We start from the raw sequence: 18,625 nt of genomic DNA, 5'->3' as shown, positions 1-18,625 counted from the left end.
TTGGCCGGATGAACGATGATTTCGAGGATAGCACGGCCTGGCGTAAGGCCTTGCGACGAGAGATGGTGACCCGGCGCAGCCTGCTTTCCGGGGCGGAGCATGGTTGTTTGTCGGCGCGCATTGGCGAGCACCTGCGGTCGACGTTCGCGGTGCCGGAAAGTTTCGCTTTTTGCTGGCCGATCAAGCACGAACCGGATCTGCGCGAGCTTGCCGAATCCTGGCGTCAGGCCGGTGCTCGGGCCGCTTTGCCGGTGGTGGTCGAGACAGACGCGCCGTTGCGCTTTCGCGCGTGGACGGCAACGAGTCGTCTGCTGGAAGACCGCTACGGCATTCCGACCCCGGTCGACGGCGAGTGGCTGGTCCCGGCGCTGATCCTGCTGCCGCTCAACGGTTTCGATCCGGCCGGCTACCGGCTGGGCTACGGCGGCGGCTATTTCGACCGTACGCTGGCCGCCCTGGCACCTCGCCCGCTGACCGTCGGGGTCGGTTTCGAGATCAACCGCGTCGACAGCATCCGTCCGGAATCGCATGATCAACGGCTCGACTGGATCGTGACCGAAGCCGGTGCCTTCAGGCCCGGCGACTGAGTCCGACCAGCGCGACGGCGCAGCAGATGCCGGCCAGCGTAGCCAGCAGCGCCTGACGTAGGTCAAACAGGCCGGTTTTCATCGCCAGTTCCAGCGTGTACCCGTGATGCAGGCCGAGCAGCAGGCTGCCACAGCCGAGGACGAACCACAGGCCACGGCTGCCGGACGGCAGGCGACGCAGCAGCGCGCATTCGAAAGCGACGCCGCCGGCGACGGCCTGGGCGAGGATGCCGGTTACCAGTAGCAGCAGGGTGATCTGGTAGGCCGTCATGCTGCCGAACAGGCGGTCGCCAGGCGACGCAGGGCTTCGTCCAGGGTCGCCGGCGGGCAGCCGAAATTCAGGCGCAACCAGCCGGGGGCGCCAAAATCGCGACCGTCCGATAGGCCAAGACCGTGCGCCTCGAAATGGGCATGCGGGTTTTCGAGTCCCAGTCCGCGCACGTCGATCCAGGCCAGATAGGTGGCTTCGACGTGTTGCATGCGCAGGCCGGCTTGACTGCGCACGGCAGCTTCGACGCGGTCGCGGTTGGTCCGCAGCACGGCGAGCAGTTCGCGGTGCCAGTCGGCGCAGTCGCGGTAGGCTGCTTCGCAGGCCACCAGGCCGAGCACGTTCACATGTGGCACGATGCCGTCCATCGCCCGCAGGAAGCGGCGGCGCAGCGCGGCGTCGGGAATGACCGCGAAGGCGCAGCCGAGTCCGGGAATGTTGAAGGTCTTGGACGGCGCCATCAGCGTGATGCTGCGCCTCGCCGCTGCGGGCGACAGGCTGGCGAACGGGATGTGCTTCTTGTCGGTGTCGAGGATCAGGCCGCAATGGATTTCGTCGGAACAGACGATCAGGTCGTTGCGTTCGGCGTAGTCGGCCAGGTCGAGCAATTCCGCGTGGGTCCAGCAACGGCCGACCGGGTTGTGTGGGTGGCAGAGCAGGAACAGGCGGCTGGTTTCGGTGGTCGCCGCCTGCAGGGTATCCTGGTCCCAGCGCCAGCCGTCAACGATTTCGGCCAGGTCGACGCAGTGCAGATTGCGTCCGGACAAGCGCGGTGCCGACAGGAAAGGCGGGTAGATTGGGGTCGCCGTCAGGACGTCGCCGTCGACGGCATGGCAGGCGATGTTCAGGCCGCTGACCAGCCCCGGCAACCAGACGATCGACTCGGCGTCGATGCACCAGTTGTATTCGCTTTCAAGGTGAGCAAGCACTGACTCCGTCAGCGACGGCCAAGGGTGGGCGTAACCGAAAACCGGGTGGGCGATGCGTTGCTGCAAGGCGCTGACGACGGCCGGTGGCGCCGCGAAATCCATGTCGGCGACCCACAGCGGCAGGATGTCACGGCTGGCGTAGCGGCGCCACTTGATCGAGTCGGAGCCGCGCCGGTCGATGACGGTGCTGAAATCGTTCAAACGTCGAGGTGTTCGTAAAGGGCCGTGGACAGGTAGCGTTCGCCGCAAGACGGAATGAGGACGACGATCAGCTTGCCGGCGTTTTCCGGCCGGCGGGCCAGTTCGAGTGCGGCCCAGGTGGCGGCGCCGGACGAGATGCCGACCAGCAGCCCCTCCTCGGTTGCCATCTGGCGTGCGGTGGCAAAGGCGTCGTCGTTACGGACCCGGATGACTTCGTCGTAGACGCCGGTGTTGAGCACGCCCGGGACGAAACCGGCGCCGATGCCCTGGATCGGGTGCGGGCCCTTCTGGCCGCCGGACAGCACCGGCGAAGCATCGGGTTCGACGGCGACGACGCGGACGCCGGGTTTCTTTGCCTTGAGCACCTCGCCGACCCCGGTGACGGTGCCGCCGGTGCCGACGCCGGCAACGAAGATGTCGACCTGGCCGTCGGTGTCGCGCCAGATTTCCTCGGCGGTCGTCTGACGGTGGACTTCGGGGTTGGCCGGATTTTCGAACTGCTGCGGAATGAAATACTTCGCATCGGCTTCAGCCAGCGCACTGGCCTTGGCGATGGCACCGCCCATGCCTTCCGGTCCCGGGGTCAGGATCAGTTCGGCACCGTAGGCCTTGAGCAGCAGCTTGCGTTCGCGGCTCATCGTCTCGGGCATGGTGAACGCGCACTTGATGCCGCGCGCCGCGCAGACCATCGCCAGGCCGATGCCGGTATTGCCCGAAGTTGGTTCGAGCACGACGCTGTCCGGGCCGATCTTGCCGGCGGCAATGGCGGCGTCGAGCATGGCGACGGCGATGCGATCCTTGACGCTGTGGCCGGGGTTGAAGAACTCCAGCTTGGCGACGACGGTCGCGCCGCTGCCGCCGTCCAGTCGATTGATCTGGACCAGCGGCGTGTTGCCGACCAGTGCGCTGATGTCCTTGGCGATGTTCATCGATGTTCTCCGGGAAGTATTTGCGGCAGTCTAGCGGGGGCGACGATCATGGCAAAGACGGAAATCGCAATTTCTTATGCGCTTTCTTGCTTAGCCGAGGAAGAGCTTGTACGCCGGGTTCTCGCTTTCGTCCCAGTGCGCGTAGCCGAGGTTCTTCAGGAACTCGCGGAACTGCTTCATTTCCGCTGGCGGCACCTGCATGCCGACCAGCACGCGCCCGTAGTCGGCGCCGTGGTTGCGGTAATGGAACAGGCTGATGTTCCAGCCGGCGCTCATCTGGCTCAGGAAATTCATCAAGGCACCCGGCCGTTCGGGAAACTCGAAGCGGTACAGCAGTTCGCGCATGCCCTGCTCGCAAACCGCCGGGGCGTGCCCGCCGACCAAGTGCCGGACATGATTCTTGGCCATTTCGTCGTCGCTCAAATCGAGCGTCGGATAGCCGTGCTTCTGCAGGCTGTCGACCAGTTTCAGCGATTCCTTGCGGTCAGTGACCTGCACGCCGACGAAAACATGCGCTTCGCTTGCCGTGTGGTAGCGGTAGTTGAACTCGGTGATGCTGCGCTTGCCGATCAGTGACAGGAATTTCTTGTAGGCGCCCGGTTTCTCCGGCAGCGTCACGGCAAACACTGCTTCGCGCTGCTCGCCGAATTCGGCACGCTCGGCGACGAAGCGCAGGCGGTCGAAGTTCATGTTGGCGCCGGAAGTCACGGCGACCAGGTTCTTGTCCTTGAGCTTGTTCTGGCGGGCGTATTCCTTGGCCCCGGCGACAGCCAGCGCGCCAGAGGGTTCGAGAATCGAGCGCGTATCCTCGAAGACATCCTTGATCGCCGCACAGATGGCGTCGGTGTCGACCAGGATGACCTCGTCAAGGTATTCCTTGCACAGGCGGAACGTTTCCTCGCCGACGAACTTGACCGCGGTACCGTCGGCGAACAGCCCAACCTGGGGCAGGCGCACGCGATGGCCCTTCTCGATCGACTGCTTCATCGCGTCAGCGTCGAAGGTCTCGACGCCGATGACCTTGATTTCCGGGCGCAAGCGCTTGATGTAGGCGGCCACGCCTGCGGCCAGCCCGCCACCGCCGATGGCGCAGAAAACGGCGTGGATCGGGCCGTTGTGCCGTGAATGCTGGCGCAGGATTTCCATCGCCGTGGTGCCCTGGCCGGCGATGACTTCCGGGTCGTCGAAGGGATGGACGAAGGTCAGCTTTTCCGATTTTTCCAGTTCCAGCGCGTGGGCGTAGGCTTCGTCGTAGGAATCGCCGTGCAGCACGACCTCGCCGCCGCGCCGCTTGACCGCCTCGATCTTGATCCCCGGCGTCGACACCGGCATGACGATGACCGCCCGGCAGCCGACCTTGGCTGCCGACAGCGCTACGCCCTGGGCGTGGTTGCCGGCCGACGCGCAGATCACGCCGCGCTTGAGTTTTTCCGCCGACAGGCTGGCGATCTTGTTATAGGCGCCGCGCAGCTTGAACGAAAATACCGGTTGCATGTCCTCGCGCTTGAGCCAGATTCGGTTGTGTACCCGGGTCGACAGGTTGCCGGCCAGGTCCAGCGGTGTTTCCACTGCGACATCGTAAACCTGGGCGTTGAGGACTTTTTCGAGATAATCCGGGTGCATGATCTGATTCGGGCTGGGCAAAAGGGAGATTCTACGGGTGGAGTGGATAAACGTCACGGCGGAACAAGGGCTTGCCGGCCTTTTCTTGAGCAGTTTTCTCGCCGCAACGCTCTTGCCCGGCGGTTCGGAAGCCGTGTTGTGGGGCTTCCTGCAACTGCATCCGGAACAGAAATCGACCGCGCTGGCCCTGGCCACACTCGGCAACACGCTCGGCGGCATGACCTCGTGGGCCTGCGGCCGCTTCCTGCCGCGCTGGCAGCAGCTCGACCGTCTGCCGCAGATGCATCACCTGCAACGCTGGGGCAGCCCCGCCCTGTTCTTCTCCTGGCTGCCGCTGGTCGGCGATGCGCTGTGCGTCGCCGCCGGCTGGCTGCGCCTGCACTGGCTACCCTGCTGCCTGTTCATGGCGCTCGGCAAGTTCGCGCGTTACTGGCTGGTGGCGCAGGCGGCGTAAAGGCCAAGCACCGCGGAGGATAAGGGTTCAAGCTTCATGAAGATCATTCAGGCTTACCGCCAGCGCTTCTGCAATTGCTCGCAAGGTCTTGAGCGCACCAACCCGCTTTCGGGTTTCTATCTGGCAAAGATAGGGCTTGCTGATCCCGGCCCTGGCAGCCAGCGCGTCTTGGGTCAGGCCGCGCTGCTCGCGCCAGACCTTCACCGGCTGTTCTCCATCCAGAATTGCATTCGCGACTGCGGCGGGAATGCGAAAACCGTCGTCGGCTGCGCGCACCGCGTCAAACAGCGCGGCATCCTGGGCGTCTTCCATGGCTGCCGAAAGCCTTTCGAACAGTTCAATAGGAATGACTGCAAACTCGCGTTTGCCATCCCGCTCGATAAATTGAATGCCGGTCATTGATAAGCACCTCCTCGCGGCGCCACCGTCAGTACATGAATGATCAGTTGCCCGCCTTCGATTTCATAAATCACTCGCCAGTCGCCGACACGCAAACGATAGGCCTCGCGGCCAACCAGCTTGCGGACGTTGTTGTTTGCCACGAAAGGATCTGCTGCCAGCAACTCGATCTTGTTGCGTATCTGCAGCGATGCGTTGCGCGGCATCGCCTTCAAGGACTTCAGCGCATCACGGGTGTAGACAATCTGGTACATGGGATTTTATTAGCAAATTGCTAACTATTGTTTAACTTTTCTGCGATGAATTTTTGGCCTAGCCCATTACATATGGCTGTCAGTGTATTCCATTGTCGTAAATCAAGGTGCTGTCAGCGAGCAATCGTGCTGTTGTCGGCAAAATCAATGAACCCGAGCTTCCCACTCGGGTCTACCGGCCCCGCGTGTTGCGCCGCAATACGCTAAAATCCTTCTTTTGACAGATCACGGCTGCTTCCATGACCGCCCGCCTGCGCGAAATCCCCTATAACTACACCTCGTTCTCTGACCGCGAAATCGTCATCCGCCTGCTCGGTGCCGACAACTGGGCGATCCTCGACGAACTGCGCGGCGAGCGCGTCACCGGCCGTTCGGCGCGGATGCTCTACGAGGTGCTGGGCGACATCTGGGTGGTCCAGCGCAACCCTTACCTGGAAGACGACCTGCTCGACAACCGCGAGCGTCGCGACGCGCTGGTCAGCGCCCTGCGCCATCGCCTGAAGGAAGTCGAGAAACGCCGTGCCGAGAGCGAGGCCGAGGATCCCGAGCGTTCGGAAAAGGTCCGCCGCCTGGTCGTCGCCGCGCAGCAGGCCGTGGACCGTTTCGAGGCGCGTTTCGGCGAGGCCATCGACCTGCGCCGCAAGGTGCTCAAGGTGCTGGGCAAGCATACCCGCCGCGACAACATCGCTTTCGACGGCCTGGCCCGCGTCTCGCACGTCACCGACGCCACCGACTGGCGCGTCGAGTATCCCTTCGTTGTCCTCTACCCGGATACCGAAGAAGAAATTGCCCATCTCGTCCGTGGCTGTTTCGAAGCCGGCCTGACCATCATCCCGCGTGGCGGTGGTACCGGCTACACCGGTGGCGCCGTGCCGCTGACGCCCCATTCGGCGGTGATCAATACCGAGAAATTGATCGACCTCGGTCCGGTCGAGGAACTGGTGCTGGCCGGCCATGAAACGCCCTATGCGACCATCCGCACCGGCGCTGGCGTGGTCACCGACCGCGTATCCGAAGCCGCCAGCGCGGCCGGTCGCGTCTTTGCCGTCGACCCGACTTCGGCTTCCGCTTCGTGCATCGGCGGCAACATCGCCATGAACGCCGGCGGCAAGAAAGCCGTGCTGTGGGGCACCGCGCTCGACAACCTGGCCTGGTGGAAGATGGTCGATCCGGACGGCAACTGGCTGGAAGTCGAACGCGTCAATCACAATTACGGCAAGATCCACGAGCAGGAAAACGTCGAATTCCGCGTCAAGCGCTTCGATCCTTCCGGCAAGAAGCCGCTCGGCGAGGAAGTGCTGGTCATGCCCGGTGCCGCCTGCCGCAAGACCGGCCTGGGCAAGGACGTCACCGACAAGTTCCTCGGCGGCATTCCCGGCGTGCAGAAGGAAGGCACCGACGGCATCATCGTCGCCGCCCGCTGGGTACTGCACAAGATGCCGCCGGTGACGCGCACCGTCTGTCTGGAGTTCTTCGGCCAGGTCCGCGAAGCGGTGCCGGCCATCGTCGAGATCACCGACTACTTCAAGCCGGGCGGCGCCGGCCATGCGGCTGGCGTGCAGCTGGCCGGCCTCGAACACCTCGACGAGCGCTATGTGAAGGCCGTCGGCTACGCGACCAAGGCCAAGCGCCACGGTCGGCCAAAGATGGTGCTGATCGGCGACATCGTCGGCCACGACGAGAGGGCAGTGATGGCCGCCGCCTCGGAGGTCGTTCGCATGTGCAATCTGCGCGCCGCTGAAGGCTTCATTGCGGTCGACGCCGAGACGCGCAAGAAATTCTGGCTCGACCGTTCGCGCACTGCCGCCATCTCGCGCCACACCAACGCCTTCAAGGTCAACGAGGATGTGGTCATCCCGCTGCCGCGCATGGGTGAATACTGCGACGGCATCGAGCGCATCAACATCGAGCTGTCGACGCAGAACAAGCTGGCGCTGTGCGATGCGCTGGCCGATTTCCTCAAGGGCGACCTGCCGCTGCACTCGGGCGACGCCAACCTCGACAAGGATGTGCTCATCGGCGACCGCCGGCAGGCTGCCCTGGACTATGTCGAGGCCGTCCGCCTGCGCTGGGAATGGCTGCTGGAGAACCTCGACCTGCCGCTGGCCGAAGCCGAGTCGCGCTTCGCCTCGTATGGCGTGGTCGCCGGCGAACTGAGCAACAAGGCCGCCAACCCCACCCTCTTCCACCGGCTGCAGGATTATTCCGTGCGCACCTCGTGGAAGCAGGAGCTGAAGGCGCGCCTGGCCAAGATCTTCGATGGTGCGCTGTACCGGCCGATCCTCGAACGGATCGAGGCGATTCACAAGGAAGTCCTGCGCGGCCGCGTTTTCGTCGCGCTGCACATGCACGCCGGTGACGGCAACGTGCACACCAACATTCCGGTCAATTCCGACAACTACGCGATGCTGCAGACGGCCAACAAGGCGGTCGAGCGCATCATGCACCTGGCGCGTGGGCTCGACGGTGTCATTTCCGGCGAGCACGGGATCGGCATCACCAAACTGGAGTTCCTGACCGAGGAAGAAATCGGCCCCTTCCGTGCCTACAAGCAGAAGGTCGATCCGGAAGGGCGTTTCAACAAGGGCAAGCTGATGCACGGCGGCGACCTGACCAACGCCTACACGCCGTCGTTCAGCCTGCTCGGCACCGAATCGCTGATCATGGAGCAATCCGAGATCGGCAAGATATCCGACATGGTCAAGGACTGCCTGCGCTGCGGCAAGTGCAAACCGGTCTGTTCGACCCATGTGCCGCGCGCCAACCTTCTGTATTCACCGCGCAACAAGATTCTCGCCACCTCGCTGCTGGTTGAAGCCTTCCTTTATGAAGAGCAGACCCGGCGCGGCATCTCGTTGAAGCACTTCGATGAGTTCAACGACGTCGCCGACCATTGCACGGTCTGCCACCGCTGCGAGAAGCCCTGCCCGGTCGACATCGATTTCGGCGATGTTTCGGTGGCCATGCGCAACTTCCTGCGCAAGCAGGACAAGAAGCGTTTCAGCCCCGGCACCGCGGCGGCGATGACCTACCTGAACCTGAAAGACCCGGCGACGATCAAGCTGATGCGCGGCGTCATGATGGACTTCGGCTTCAAGGCCCAGCGCCTGGCGCACAAGGCGGCCAAGGCGCTCGGCCTGGTTCAGGAGACGCGCAAGCATCCGCCGGCCTCGCTCGGCGCGCCAACGGTCAAGACCCAGGTCATCCACTTCCTCAACCGGCCGATGCCGGGCAACCTGCCCAAGCGTACTTCGCGCGCCCTGCTCGACATCGAGGACGACAAGGTCATCCCGGTGATCCGCAACCCGAAGAAGACGACCGAGGATTCGGACGCCGTCTTCTACTTCCCGGGCTGCGGTTCCGAGCGCCTGTTCTCGCAGGTCGGCCTGGCGACCCAGGCCATGCTCTACGAAGTCGGCGCGACCACCGTGCTGCCGCCCGGTTACCTGTGCTGCGGCTATCCGCAGACCTCGTCCGGCGATGACGACAAGGGCCAGAAGATCACCACCGACAACCGCGTGCTCTTCCACCGTGTCGCCAATACGCTGAACTATCTCGACATCAAGACGGTGATCGTCTCCTGCGGCACCTGCATGGATCAGTTGCAGAAATACCAGTTCGAGAAGATCTTCCCGGGTTGCCGCCTGCTCGACATCCACGAGTACCTGATGGAAAAGGGCCTGAAGCTGGACGGTGTCGAAGGGACGCGCTACATGTACCACGATCCCTGCCACACGCCGATGAAAGCCTACAACCCACTGGCCGTGACCAAGACGCTGATGGGCCAGGATGTGCCGCTGACCGACCGCTGTTGCGGCGATTCCGGCTCCTTTGCCTACTCGCGTCCGGATATCGCCACCCAGGTGAAGTTCCGCAAGCAGCAGGAGATTGAAAAGGGCGCCGAGAAGTTGCGTGCCGACGGTTTCCAGGGCGAGGTCAAGATCCTGACTTCCTGCCCGGCCTGCCTGCAGGGTCTGAGTCGTTACGACGACGATGCCGGCACGAAGGCCGACTACATCGTCGTCGAGATGGCCAAGCACCTGCTCGGCGACAACTGGATGGCGGAATACGTCGGCAAGGCCAATTCCGGTGGCATCGAACGCGTTTTGCTCTGAGTCGGCAGCCGCCCACCTTCAGTAGAATCCCGGGACATCTTGCACCAGCCACTTGCAGTTCGCATTGGCTGGTGCAATGCTATGCAAAACAACGGGAATTTATCGTGACTGACAGCACTTGCGAACTGTGTTCCGGACCAGGCGGAGATGTCCTATGGACATCCGATGACTGCCGCGTGATCCGTGTCGATGACCCGGTCCTGCCCGGGTTTTGCCGGGTGATCTGGAACGAACATGTGCGCGAGATGAGCGATTTGCCGGTAGCCGCGCGCAATCGGCTGATGCAGGTCGTATTCGCCGTCGAGGCAGCGCTGCGCGAGTGCTGGAATCCGGACAAGATCAATCTGGCCAGTTTCGGCAACGTCGTTCCCCATGTGCACTGGCATGTCATTCCCCGCTGGCGTGACGACCGTTTCTTCCCCGAGCCGGTCTGGGGCAAGGCTCAGCGTGAAGGGACGACGCAACGTTGCGGACCTGACGACGCCCGGCTGATCGCCGCCATCGTTCGTCACTTGGGGCAGGGAGAACAATAATGAGCAACAGGCAGCAAACTGATCTGGGCCAGGTTGTCGATCTGGTGACCGGCATGGATTACCTGTCGAGCCTGATGCTGGCCAATCCAGCGGTGGCCGAACGGCAGTTGATCGATTTCCTCGATGCCTTGCTGGCCTCGCCACCCGACCCCGGTGTGTTCTTCCAGTTGCTGGAACAGGCTCGGGCACCGCTGTGCTTTGTCGAAGAGGAAATGGCCCGCAGTTATCACAACAAGGCTGTGCCACTGTCGCTCGACGAGGAACAGGCTTTCCTGATGGTCGTCCAGGCGTGGCGCAAGATGGGGCGTGCCTACGCCTTGTGCGCCAGTCTGGAGGAACCGGCCACCGAAGAGCCCAACTACCAGGCCTTGATGGCGACCATCCTGCACCGTTGCATCTACTACAACGGAATGGTGATTCTCGAGCACTACCGCGCCCGCCGCGAATTGCCGCCGGGTGTCTGGCTCGATCTTCATGGGTTTTTCGAAACGGCCGAGGAATGGGGCATCGCTTTCATGCCGGTCAGCGACCCCCTGGAAAACAGTGTCCAGGCGACGCATTGTGCGGCGGCCTATGTCACCCTGCTGCTGATCGACGTTGCCAGTCCTTACAGCAACAGCGTGCGCAATCTCAACCTGATCCGCCGCTGGGCGTCGATGTGGGCGCCCCTGGTCGGCATTGGCGCGCTGGAAAACGATCTCGAACTGCCGCCCTACGTCGTCGAACTGATGAAGGATTTGCCCCTGCATCCCAGCGCTGCCATCGAAGGCTCGGCGCAGGACGTGCGCCGACTGGATACCGGCCGCCTGGGTCTGCAAATCGATCATGCCCTGGGCCAGTTGCGCATGCGCTTCACGCCCTCGCAACTCGGCCTGGGCGAAGAGAGCAGCAGCCATGTCGCCAGATTGCTCGAACATCTGGTCAAGCCCTGGTCACAATCGACCTCGGCAAGGCGTTTCCGGCGTTTCGCCAGCGAGGGTATCGCCCGTGTGGTGACCGGGTTCGAGGCCATTTACTTCCATGTCACAGGCGAGCCGTTCGAGCAACCCGATTCCGCCCTTGCCTATTCCCGCGGGGATTTCGAGCAACTATTCACTTTCCGGGATCGTGCCGATCCGGGTCAGGCACTGCTGATCCGGCCGCGTGCGGATTTCCCCGTCGAGCGATGGTCGGTGATCAATCATTCGGCCAATGGTTTCCGTCTGGGACGCAGCGAAAGTGGACAGCGTGTCCTGCATGGACAACTGATGGCTGTTTGTCCGCACGATGGTGAACGTTTCCTGCTGGCTTACGCCACCTGGCTGATGCAGGAGTCCGCTGGCGGCTTGATTGTCGGTCTGGCCACGCTACCCGGGATCCCCCGTGGAATTGGTTTCCGGCCGCTGGATCAGGTCGGGGTTCCGACCATCGAGCGTTTTGCCCCGGCGTTCATCCTGCCACCGATGCCCGCGATTGGCGAAGAGGTGTCGCTGGTTTTGCCGCCCGGTTTCTACCACGCTGGCCGCGAGCTGGAGGTGATGGATGGGAATGGCCACCGACGTATCCGGATGAATCACGTGCTCAACCGTCAGGCCGATTTCGAACGGATCAGCATCGTCGAACTGTGAAGCACCGCAGTCCGCTTGCTTCAGGGTAAACTAGCCGGTCTGGCATGGAGGAAATTATGGCCGGCATGGAAAAGGACACCCCGATCCCGGATGTCATCCGTTTGCACAAGCTTAGCCGTGTGCTCGAACTGGGCTACGGCGAGCAGTCGTATCGTCTCGATTTCGAATACCTGCGGGTGTTCACCCCGTCTGCCGAAGCGCGGGGGCATGGGCCGGGCCAGGAAACCCTGCAGGTCGGCAAGCGCAACGTCGACTTGCTGGCGATCGAACCCAGCGGTACCTATGCCTTGAAGCTGGTTTTCTCCGACGGTCACGACAGTGGCCTCTACACCTGGGACCTGCTCTATAACCTCGCCGTCCATCACGACGAGTTGTGGGCAGAGTACCTGCGCTTGCTCGAAGTCCAGGGCGCGTCCCGCGATATCGACACCACGCCGAAGTCCGGCGGTTCATCCTGCAGCCATCACCACTGATCGCCATGAACAAAGAAACAACGCATTTCGGCTACGAATCGGTCGCCGAACAGGAAAAAGCCCGCCGCGTCCGTGGCGTTTTCGATTCGGTCGCCAGCCGTTACGACCTGATGAACGACCTGATGTCGGGGGGCATGCACCGTCTGTGGAAAGCCTTTGCCATCCAGCGCAGCGGTGTCCGCGAAGGCTCGCGCGTACTTGACGTGGCCGGTGGCACCGGCGACCTGTCGCTGGCCTTCGCCAAGCGGGTTGGTAAAACCGGTCAGGTCTGGCTCACCGACATCAACAACGCGATGCTGGCACGCGGTCGCGACCGCCTGGCCGACAAGGGCTACATGTTGCCGGTGGCGCAATGCGATGCCGAGAAGCTGCCCTTCCCCGACGACTGGTTCGATTGCGTCACCGTGGCCTTTGGCTTGCGCAACATGACCCACAAGGACCAGGCGCTGGCGGAAATGCGCCGTGTGTTGCGTCCCGGTGGCCGTCTGCTGGTGCTGGAATTTTCACAAGTCTGGAAGCCGCTGGCCCCGGCTTACGATTTCTACTCCTTCCAGGTGATCCCGCGCATAGGCCAGATGGTTACCAAGGACGCCGACAGCTATCGCTATCTCTCCGAGTCGATCCGCATGCACCCCGACCAGGAGACCCTGAAGGGCATGATGGAAGGCGTCGGTTTCGAGAAGGTCGAGTATTTCAACATGGCGCTGGGCGTCGTTGCCCTGCATCGGGGTTTCAAGTTCTGATCCGGGTCAGCAATGAGTCAGCTTGAAGCCTTGATCGTCAAGCCGCTGAACCATGTGCTGGAGGCTTCGCCCTGGGCGGTGGAACGGCTGCGGCGTCACGCCGGTGCGCATGTCTGCCTGCGTGCCGGGCCGCTGGCGCTGACGCTGTGCATCGACGGCCGGGGCCTGTTGCAGGCGGCCGAGCAGAGCGGCGATCCCGATGTGACCATAGAATTGAACGAAGACTTTCCGGCCAAACTGCTGCTGGAACGGGAAAGCGTGATGTCATCGGCGCGCCTTAGCGGTTCGGCCGACGTTGCCGAGACCCTGGCTTTCGTGTTCCGCAATCTTCGCTGGGATATCGAAGGCGATCTGGCGGCGCTGGTCGGCGATATTCCGGCCCGTCGGCTGTCGCTGGCCGGCAGCCGGCTGATGCATGAAATGCGTAGCGGCGCCGGACGCCTGTCCGGCAATCTGGTCGAATATGCGACCGAAGAAGCGGGGCTGCTCGTCTCGCCGGCCGCCGCCGGTGAATTCATCCGCGATGTTGATGGCCTGCGCGATGAAATGGCCCGCCTGGAAAAGCGTATCGCCCGACTTGGGGGCTGATCAAAGCACACAGGAAAAGAAAAAAGGCAGCCGAGGCTGCCTTTTTTTGACTGGGAAGGGAATTCTCAGTGGGTATGCTTGCGCAGACGCTGGATTGCCTGCAACTGGGCGATTGCCTGGGCCAGTTCGGCTTCGGCGGCCGCGTAGTCCATTTCGGCCTGGCGGTTGGCCAGCGCTTCTTCGGCGTGACGCTTGGCCTCGAGGGCCTTGGCTTCGTCCAGGTCGTGGGCGCGAATCGCGGTGTCCGCCAACACAGTAATCGTGTCGGGCTGGACTTCCAGCATGCCACCGGAGACATACACCAGCTCAAACTCGCTTTGGTCCGGCACCTTGAGACGGATGGTGCCGGGCTTGATGCGGGTCAGCAACGGGGTATGTTGCGGCAGGATGCCGAGTTCCCCGGCTTCGCCGGGGAACACTGCGATTTCCACCAGGCCGGAGAAAATCGATTCTTCGGCACTGACGACATCACAATGAACGGTCATAACCATTACTGGCTCCTATGCTGAAGCTGCATTACTGCAGCGTCTTCGCCTTTTCGACAGCTTCTTCGATGCCGCCGACCATGTAGAAGGCCTGTTCCGGCAGGTGATCGTACTCGCCGCTGACGATGCCCTTGAAGCCCTTGATGGTTTCCTTGAGCGGAACGAACTTGCCCGGGGAACCGGTGAACACTTCGGCAACGTGGAAGGGCTGCGACAGGAAGCGCTGGATCTTACGGGCGCGGCTGACGGCCAGCTTGTCTTCCGGCGACAGTTCGTCCATACCCAGAATCGCGATGATGTCGCGCAGTTCCTTGTAGCGCTGCAGGTTCATCTGCACGGCACGAGCCACTGCGTAGTGCTCTTCACCGACGACCTGCGGGTCGAGCTGGCGGGAGGTGGAGTCGAGCGGATCGACGGCCGGGTAGATACCCAGCGAGGCGATGTCACGCGACAGCACGACCGTGGAGTCCAAGTGCAGGAAGGTGGTGGCCGGGGACGGGTCGGTCAAGTCATCGGCAGGCACGTAAACGGCCTGGATGGAGGTGATCGAGCCAACCTTGGTCGAGGTGATACGCTCTTGCAGACGACCCATTTCTTCAGCCAGCGTCGGCTGGTAGCCCACGGCGGAAGGCATACGGCCGAGCAGTGCGGACACTTCGGTACCGGCCAGGGTGTAGCGGTAGATGTTGTCGACGAAGAACAGGATGTCACGACCGTCGTCACGGAAACGCTCGGCCATGGTCAGACCGGTCAGCGCAACGCGCAGACGGTTGCCCGGGGGTTCGTTCATCTGACCGAACACCATCGCGACCTTGTCGAGAACGTTGGAGTCCTTCATTTCATGATAGAAGTCGTTACCTTCGCGGGTACGCTCACCAACACCGGCAAACACGGACAGACCCGAGTGTTGCTTGGCGATGTTGTTGATCAGCTCCATCATGTTGACGGTCTTGCCGACCCCGGCGCCGCCGAACAGGCCGACCTTGCCGCCCTTGGCGAACGGGCAGATCAGGTCGATAACCTTGATGCCGGTTTCGAGCAGATCGACGGAGGACGACAGTTCGTCGAACTTCGGCGCGGCGGCGTGGATTTCACGCAGTTCGTCGCTTTCGATCGGACCGGCTTCGTCGATCGGACGGCCGAGCACGTCCATGATGCGACCCAGCGTGCCCATACCGACCGGCACGGAAATGCCGGCACCGGTGTTGTTGATTTTCATGCCGCGGCGCAGGCCGTCGGATGAACCCATGGCGATGGTACGGACGACGCCGTCACCCAGTTGCTGCTGCACTTCGAAGGTCAGGCCGGCTTCAACCATGCCATTTTCTTCGGAGGCGTCGAGCTTGAGTGCGTCGTAGACCTTCGGCATCGCGTCGCGCGGGAAGTGGATGTCCACAACTGCGCCGATACACTGAACGATGGAACCTTGACTCATATTCAAATCCCCAATAATTAAAAGCTTCGCGCTTGCGTCAGACTGCGGCGGCGCCGCTGACGATTTCCGAGAGTTCCTTGGTAATCGCGGCCTGACGGGCCTTGTTATAGACCAGCTTCAATTCACCGATGACGTTCTTGGCGTTATCGGAAGCAGACTTCATGGCGACCATCCGGGCAGATTGCTCGGAGGCCATGTTTTCAGCCACGGCCTGATAAATCAAAGCTTCGACATAGCGGATCAACAGATCGTCGATAACTGGCTGGGCTTCCGGCTCGTAGACATAGTCCCAACCCGGCTGATGATCGGTCTTGACGACGTCGTCAGCCAGCGGGAGCAGCTTTTCGAAAACCGGTTCCTGCTTCATCGTGTTGATGAAGCGGGTGTAGCCGATGTACAGCGCGTCGATTTCGCCCTTCATGTAGGCGTCGAGCTGGATCTTGAGCGGGCCGATCAGCTTTTCCAGGTGCGGGGTGTCACCCAGCGCGATGACGTGCGAGACAACCTTCGCACCGGCGCGCTGCATGAAACCCAGACCCTTGTTACCAATACAGGTCGCCTGGAAATTGATCTTCTGGCTGTCGAGTTCCTTCATCTTGCCCAGAACCAGGCGCAGGACGTTGGAGTTCAGACCACCGCAGAGGCCCTTGTCGGAAGTGACGAGGACGATACCAATGGCCTTCTGCTCGCGCTTTTCGAGGAACGGATGCTTGTACTCGGTCAGCGCGTGCGACAGGTTGCTGGCCACACGCCGGATCTTCTCGCCATAGGGGCGGGCAGCCCGCATCCGGTCCTGCGCCTTGCGCATTTTGGATGCGGCCACCATCTCCATGGCCTTGGTGATCTTGCGCGTGTTTTCTACGCTCTTGATCTTGTTGCGAATTTCCTTGCCGCTAGGCATGGCGTTCTCCTAAGATCAGGCCCAGGTGCTCTTGAAAGCCTGGATGCCGGCAGCCAGTGCCTTTTCGGTATCACCGCTCAGGTCGGCCGACGATTCCATGGTGTTCATGACTTCGGCGTGGTTCGACTTGAGGTAGCTGATCATGGCCTTTTCGCATTCGAGTGCGCGCTTGACTTCGACATCATCGAAGTAGCCCTTGTCAGCTGCGTACAGCGTGACGGCCATTTCGGAGATGCTCATCGGAGCGTACTGCGGCTGCTTCATCAGTTCGGTCACCAGACGGCCGCGCTCGAGCTGCTTGCGGGTGGCTTCGTCCAGATCGGAAGCAAACTGCGCGAAGGCAGCCAGTTCGCGGTACTGGGCCAGGGCCAGACGGACACCGCCGCCGAGCTTCTTGATCAGCTTGGTCTGGGCAGCGCCACCGACGCGGGACACCGAGATACCGGCGTTGATCGCGGGACGGATACCGGCGTTGAAGAGGTCGGTTTCCAGGAAGATCTGACCGTCGGTGATGGAGATCACGTTGGTCGGAACGAAAGCGGAAACGTCACCAGCCTGGGTTTCGATCACCGGCAGGGCGGTCAGCGAACCGCTCTTGCCCTTGACTTCGCCGTTGGTGAACTTCTCGACCCATTCTTCGGAGACGCGGGCAGCGCGTTCCAGCAGGCGGGAGTGGAGATAGAAGACGTCGCCCGGATAGGCTTCGCGGCCCGGCGGACGGCGCAGCAGCAGGGAAACCTGACGGTAGCCCCAGGCCTGCTTGGTCAGATCGTCATAAACGATCAGTGCGTCTTGACCACGGTCACGGAAGTATTCGCCCATCGTGCAGCCGGCGTACGGTGCCAGGTACTGCAGTGCGGCCGATTCCGAAGCGGAAGCAGCAACGACGATTGTGTATTCCATGGCGCCGTGCTCTTCGAGCTTGCGAACGACGTTGGCGATGGTGGAAGCCTTCTGGCCGACGGCGACATAAACGCAGAACAGGTTCTTGCCCTTCTGGTTGATGATCGCATCGACAGCAACGGCGGTCTTGCCGGTCTGGCGGTCGCCGATGATCAGTTCGCGCTGGCCACGGCCAACCGGAACCATCGAGTCGACGCACTTCAGACCGGTCTGCACCGGCTGCGAAACGGACTTACGCCAGATGACGCCCGGGGCGACCTTTTCCAGCTTGTCGGTTTCCTTGGCGTTGATCGGGCCCTTGCCGTCGATCGGCTGACCGAGGGTGTTGACCACGCGGCCAAGCAGTTCCGGACCAACCGGCACTTCCAGAATGCGACCGGTCGTCTTGACGACGTCGCCTTCGGAGATGTGCTCGTATTCGCCCAGGATAACGGCGCCGACGGAGTCGCGCTCGAGGTTGAGTGCCATGCCGATGGTGTTGCCGGGGAACTCCAGCATTTCACCTTGCATGACGTCCTGCAAGCCATGCACGCGGCAGATACCGTCAGTGACGGAAACCACGGTGCCCTGCGTACGCACTTCCGATGCGCCTTGCAGGTTCTGGATCTTGCTCTTGATCAGTTCAGAAATTTCGGAAGGATTCAACTGCATGAAAATCTCCTAGTTGTTCAGTGCCACGGCCATCGCGTCGAGTTTGCCGCGGACTGAAGCATCCAGCATCTGGTCACCGACGGTGACCCGCACACCACCGATCAGACTCGCGTCGATTTCGACGCGGGCGGTCAGGCGGGTTCCGAAACGGGGTTCCAGTTGCTGCAGCAGAGCAGCGACCTGAGCATCGTCAATCGGGAATGCGGAGTACACCACCGCCTCCTGGACCCCTTCTTCCTGGCTGCGGGCCAGATCGAAAAGCCGGGAAATCTCCGGCAGGAGTGCGAGACGCCGGTTTTCTGCGAGGGTACGAACGAAATTGGCGAGAATCGGGTCGTTGTCGTCGGACAACGAAATGAACAATTCTGCTATCTGTTCAGCGGAGAGCCGGGGATTGCCCATGACCTGAGCCATGTCCCCGTCCTGGGCGATCAGCGCCAGCCTTTGCAGGCGCTGCGACCAGATGCCCTGGGCCCCGCTTTCCTTGGCCAGCTTGAAAGCGGCGTCGGCGTAGGGGCGAGCGATGGTGACGGATTCAGCCATAAGC

The 18,625-nt window shown here is 62.2% G+C and carries 19 protein-coding genes; 8 read left to right on the top strand and 11 right to left on the bottom strand.

The features are described 5' to 3' along the window. Positions 1-8: 8 nt before the first annotated feature. Positions 9-587 carry a 5-formyltetrahydrofolate cyclo-ligase gene (locus G471_RS0101850; protein ID WP_028993822.1) on the top strand — a complete coding sequence of 193 codons (579 nt, stop codon included), beginning with the start codon at positions 9-11 and terminating at the stop codon, positions 585-587. Here the strand turns inward: G471_RS0101850 and G471_RS0101845 are convergent. The 4 genes from G471_RS0101845 to ilvA form a co-directional block, all read right to left on the bottom strand. After that, complete coding sequence (locus G471_RS0101845) at positions 571-858, bottom strand: hypothetical protein (RefSeq protein WP_028993821.1); 288 nt, start codon at positions 856-858, stop codon at positions 571-573. The genes G471_RS0101850 and G471_RS0101845 overlap by 17 nt on opposite strands. Beyond that, entirely contained in the window at positions 855-1,985 is a 1,131-nt protein-coding gene (locus tag G471_RS0101840) for a MalY/PatB family protein (RefSeq protein ID WP_028993820.1), read from the bottom strand. Before G471_RS0101840 ends, G471_RS0101845 begins: the two co-directional genes overlap by 4 nt. Further along, a complete protein-coding gene (gene cysK, locus G471_RS0101835; protein ID WP_028993819.1) occupies positions 1,982-2,914 on the bottom strand; it encodes a cysteine synthase A in 933 nt (310 codons plus the stop codon). Before cysK ends, G471_RS0101840 begins: the two co-directional genes overlap by 4 nt. A gap of 90 nt (positions 2,915-3,004) precedes the next feature. Then, complete coding sequence (gene ilvA, locus G471_RS0101830; protein WP_028993818.1) at positions 3,005-4,537, bottom strand: threonine ammonia-lyase, biosynthetic; 1,533 nt, start codon at positions 4,535-4,537, stop codon at positions 3,005-3,007. Between the two features lie 85 nt (positions 4,538-4,622). Between ilvA and G471_RS0101825 the strand changes: the two genes are divergently transcribed. Further along, a complete protein-coding gene (locus G471_RS0101825) occupies positions 4,623-4,991 on the top strand; it encodes a YqaA family protein (RefSeq protein WP_341743946.1) in 369 nt (122 codons plus the stop codon). A gap of 27 nt (positions 4,992-5,018) precedes the next feature. Here G471_RS0101825 and G471_RS0101820 read toward each other — a convergent pair whose 3' ends face one another. Both G471_RS0101820 and G471_RS0101815 read right to left on the bottom strand, forming a co-directional pair. Further along, entirely contained in the window at positions 5,019-5,390 is a 372-nt protein-coding gene (locus G471_RS0101820) for a helix-turn-helix domain-containing protein (RefSeq protein WP_028993816.1), read from the bottom strand. Next, a complete protein-coding gene (locus G471_RS0101815; RefSeq protein ID WP_028993815.1) occupies positions 5,387-5,644 on the bottom strand; it encodes a type II toxin-antitoxin system RelE family toxin in 258 nt (85 codons plus the stop codon). The genes G471_RS0101820 and G471_RS0101815 overlap by 4 nt, the downstream gene beginning before the upstream one ends. Positions 5,645-5,883: 239 nt before the next feature. Between G471_RS0101815 and G471_RS0101810 the strand changes: the two genes are divergently transcribed. The 6 genes from G471_RS0101810 (at position 5,884) to G471_RS0101785 (ending at position 13,703) form a co-directional block, all read left to right on the top strand. Further along, positions 5,884-9,759, top strand: coding sequence for a DUF3683 domain-containing protein (locus tag G471_RS0101810; RefSeq protein WP_028993814.1), 3,876 nt, complete (start codon positions 5,884-5,886; stop codon positions 9,757-9,759). A gap of 104 nt (positions 9,760-9,863) precedes the next feature. Beyond that, a complete protein-coding gene (locus G471_RS0101805) occupies positions 9,864-10,292 on the top strand; it encodes an HIT family protein (RefSeq protein ID WP_043420604.1) in 429 nt (142 codons plus the stop codon). Further along, positions 10,292-11,899: a hypothetical protein gene (locus G471_RS0101800; protein ID WP_028993812.1), complete on the top strand. Its 1,608-nt coding sequence runs from the start codon at positions 10,292-10,294 to the stop codon at positions 11,897-11,899. The genes G471_RS0101805 and G471_RS0101800 overlap by 1 nt, the downstream gene beginning before the upstream one ends. Positions 11,900-11,955: 56 nt before the next feature. Further along, on the top strand, positions 11,956-12,372 hold the full coding sequence (locus G471_RS0101795) for a gamma-butyrobetaine hydroxylase family protein (RefSeq protein WP_028993811.1): 417 nt from the start codon (positions 11,956-11,958) through the stop codon (positions 12,370-12,372). Between the two features lie 5 nt (positions 12,373-12,377). Next, positions 12,378-13,115 (top strand): bifunctional demethylmenaquinone methyltransferase/2-methoxy-6-polyprenyl-1,4-benzoquinol methylase UbiE, encoded by a 738-nt coding sequence (ubiE, locus tag G471_RS0101790; RefSeq protein WP_028993810.1) that lies wholly within the window; start codon positions 12,378-12,380, stop codon positions 13,113-13,115. A 12-nt stretch (positions 13,116-13,127) separates the two neighbouring features. Then, on the top strand, positions 13,128-13,703 hold the full coding sequence (locus tag G471_RS0101785) for a ubiquinone biosynthesis accessory factor UbiJ (RefSeq protein ID WP_043420601.1): 576 nt from the start codon (positions 13,128-13,130) through the stop codon (positions 13,701-13,703). Positions 13,704-13,768: 65 nt separating this feature from the next. Here G471_RS0101785 and G471_RS0101780 read toward each other — a convergent pair whose 3' ends face one another. From G471_RS0101780 to G471_RS0101760, 5 genes are read right to left on the bottom strand one after another with little or no spacing between them, the layout of a single operon-like run. Beyond that, the gene (locus tag G471_RS0101780; RefSeq protein ID WP_028993808.1) at positions 13,769-14,194 is read right to left on the bottom strand and encodes a F0F1 ATP synthase subunit epsilon; all 426 of its coding nucleotides are present in this window, start codon (positions 14,192-14,194) and stop codon (positions 13,769-13,771) included. 25 nt (positions 14,195-14,219) lie between these two features. After that, the gene (gene atpD, locus G471_RS0101775; protein WP_028993807.1) at positions 14,220-15,623 is read right to left on the bottom strand and encodes a F0F1 ATP synthase subunit beta; all 1,404 of its coding nucleotides are present in this window, start codon (positions 15,621-15,623) and stop codon (positions 14,220-14,222) included. A gap of 37 nt (positions 15,624-15,660) precedes the next feature. Next, positions 15,661-16,524: a F0F1 ATP synthase subunit gamma gene (gene atpG, locus G471_RS0101770; protein ID WP_028993806.1), complete on the bottom strand. Its 864-nt coding sequence runs from the start codon at positions 16,522-16,524 to the stop codon at positions 15,661-15,663. A gap of 15 nt (positions 16,525-16,539) precedes the next feature. Beyond that, the gene (atpA, locus tag G471_RS0101765; RefSeq protein ID WP_028993805.1) at positions 16,540-18,078 is read right to left on the bottom strand and encodes a F0F1 ATP synthase subunit alpha; all 1,539 of its coding nucleotides are present in this window, start codon (positions 18,076-18,078) and stop codon (positions 16,540-16,542) included. Between the two features lie 9 nt (positions 18,079-18,087). Beyond that, entirely contained in the window at positions 18,088-18,621 is a 534-nt protein-coding gene (locus G471_RS0101760; RefSeq protein WP_028993804.1) for a F0F1 ATP synthase subunit delta, read from the bottom strand. Positions 18,622-18,625: the final 4 nt, after the last annotated feature.

The sequence above is a fragment of the Azonexus hydrophilus DSM 23864 genome (genome assembly GCF_000429605.1).
Lineage (GTDB): Bacteria > Pseudomonadota > Gammaproteobacteria > Burkholderiales > Rhodocyclaceae > Azonexus > Azonexus hydrophilus.
Note: the sequence above shows the minus strand (reverse complement) of the source record. Positions and strands in the feature narration are given on the sequence as shown.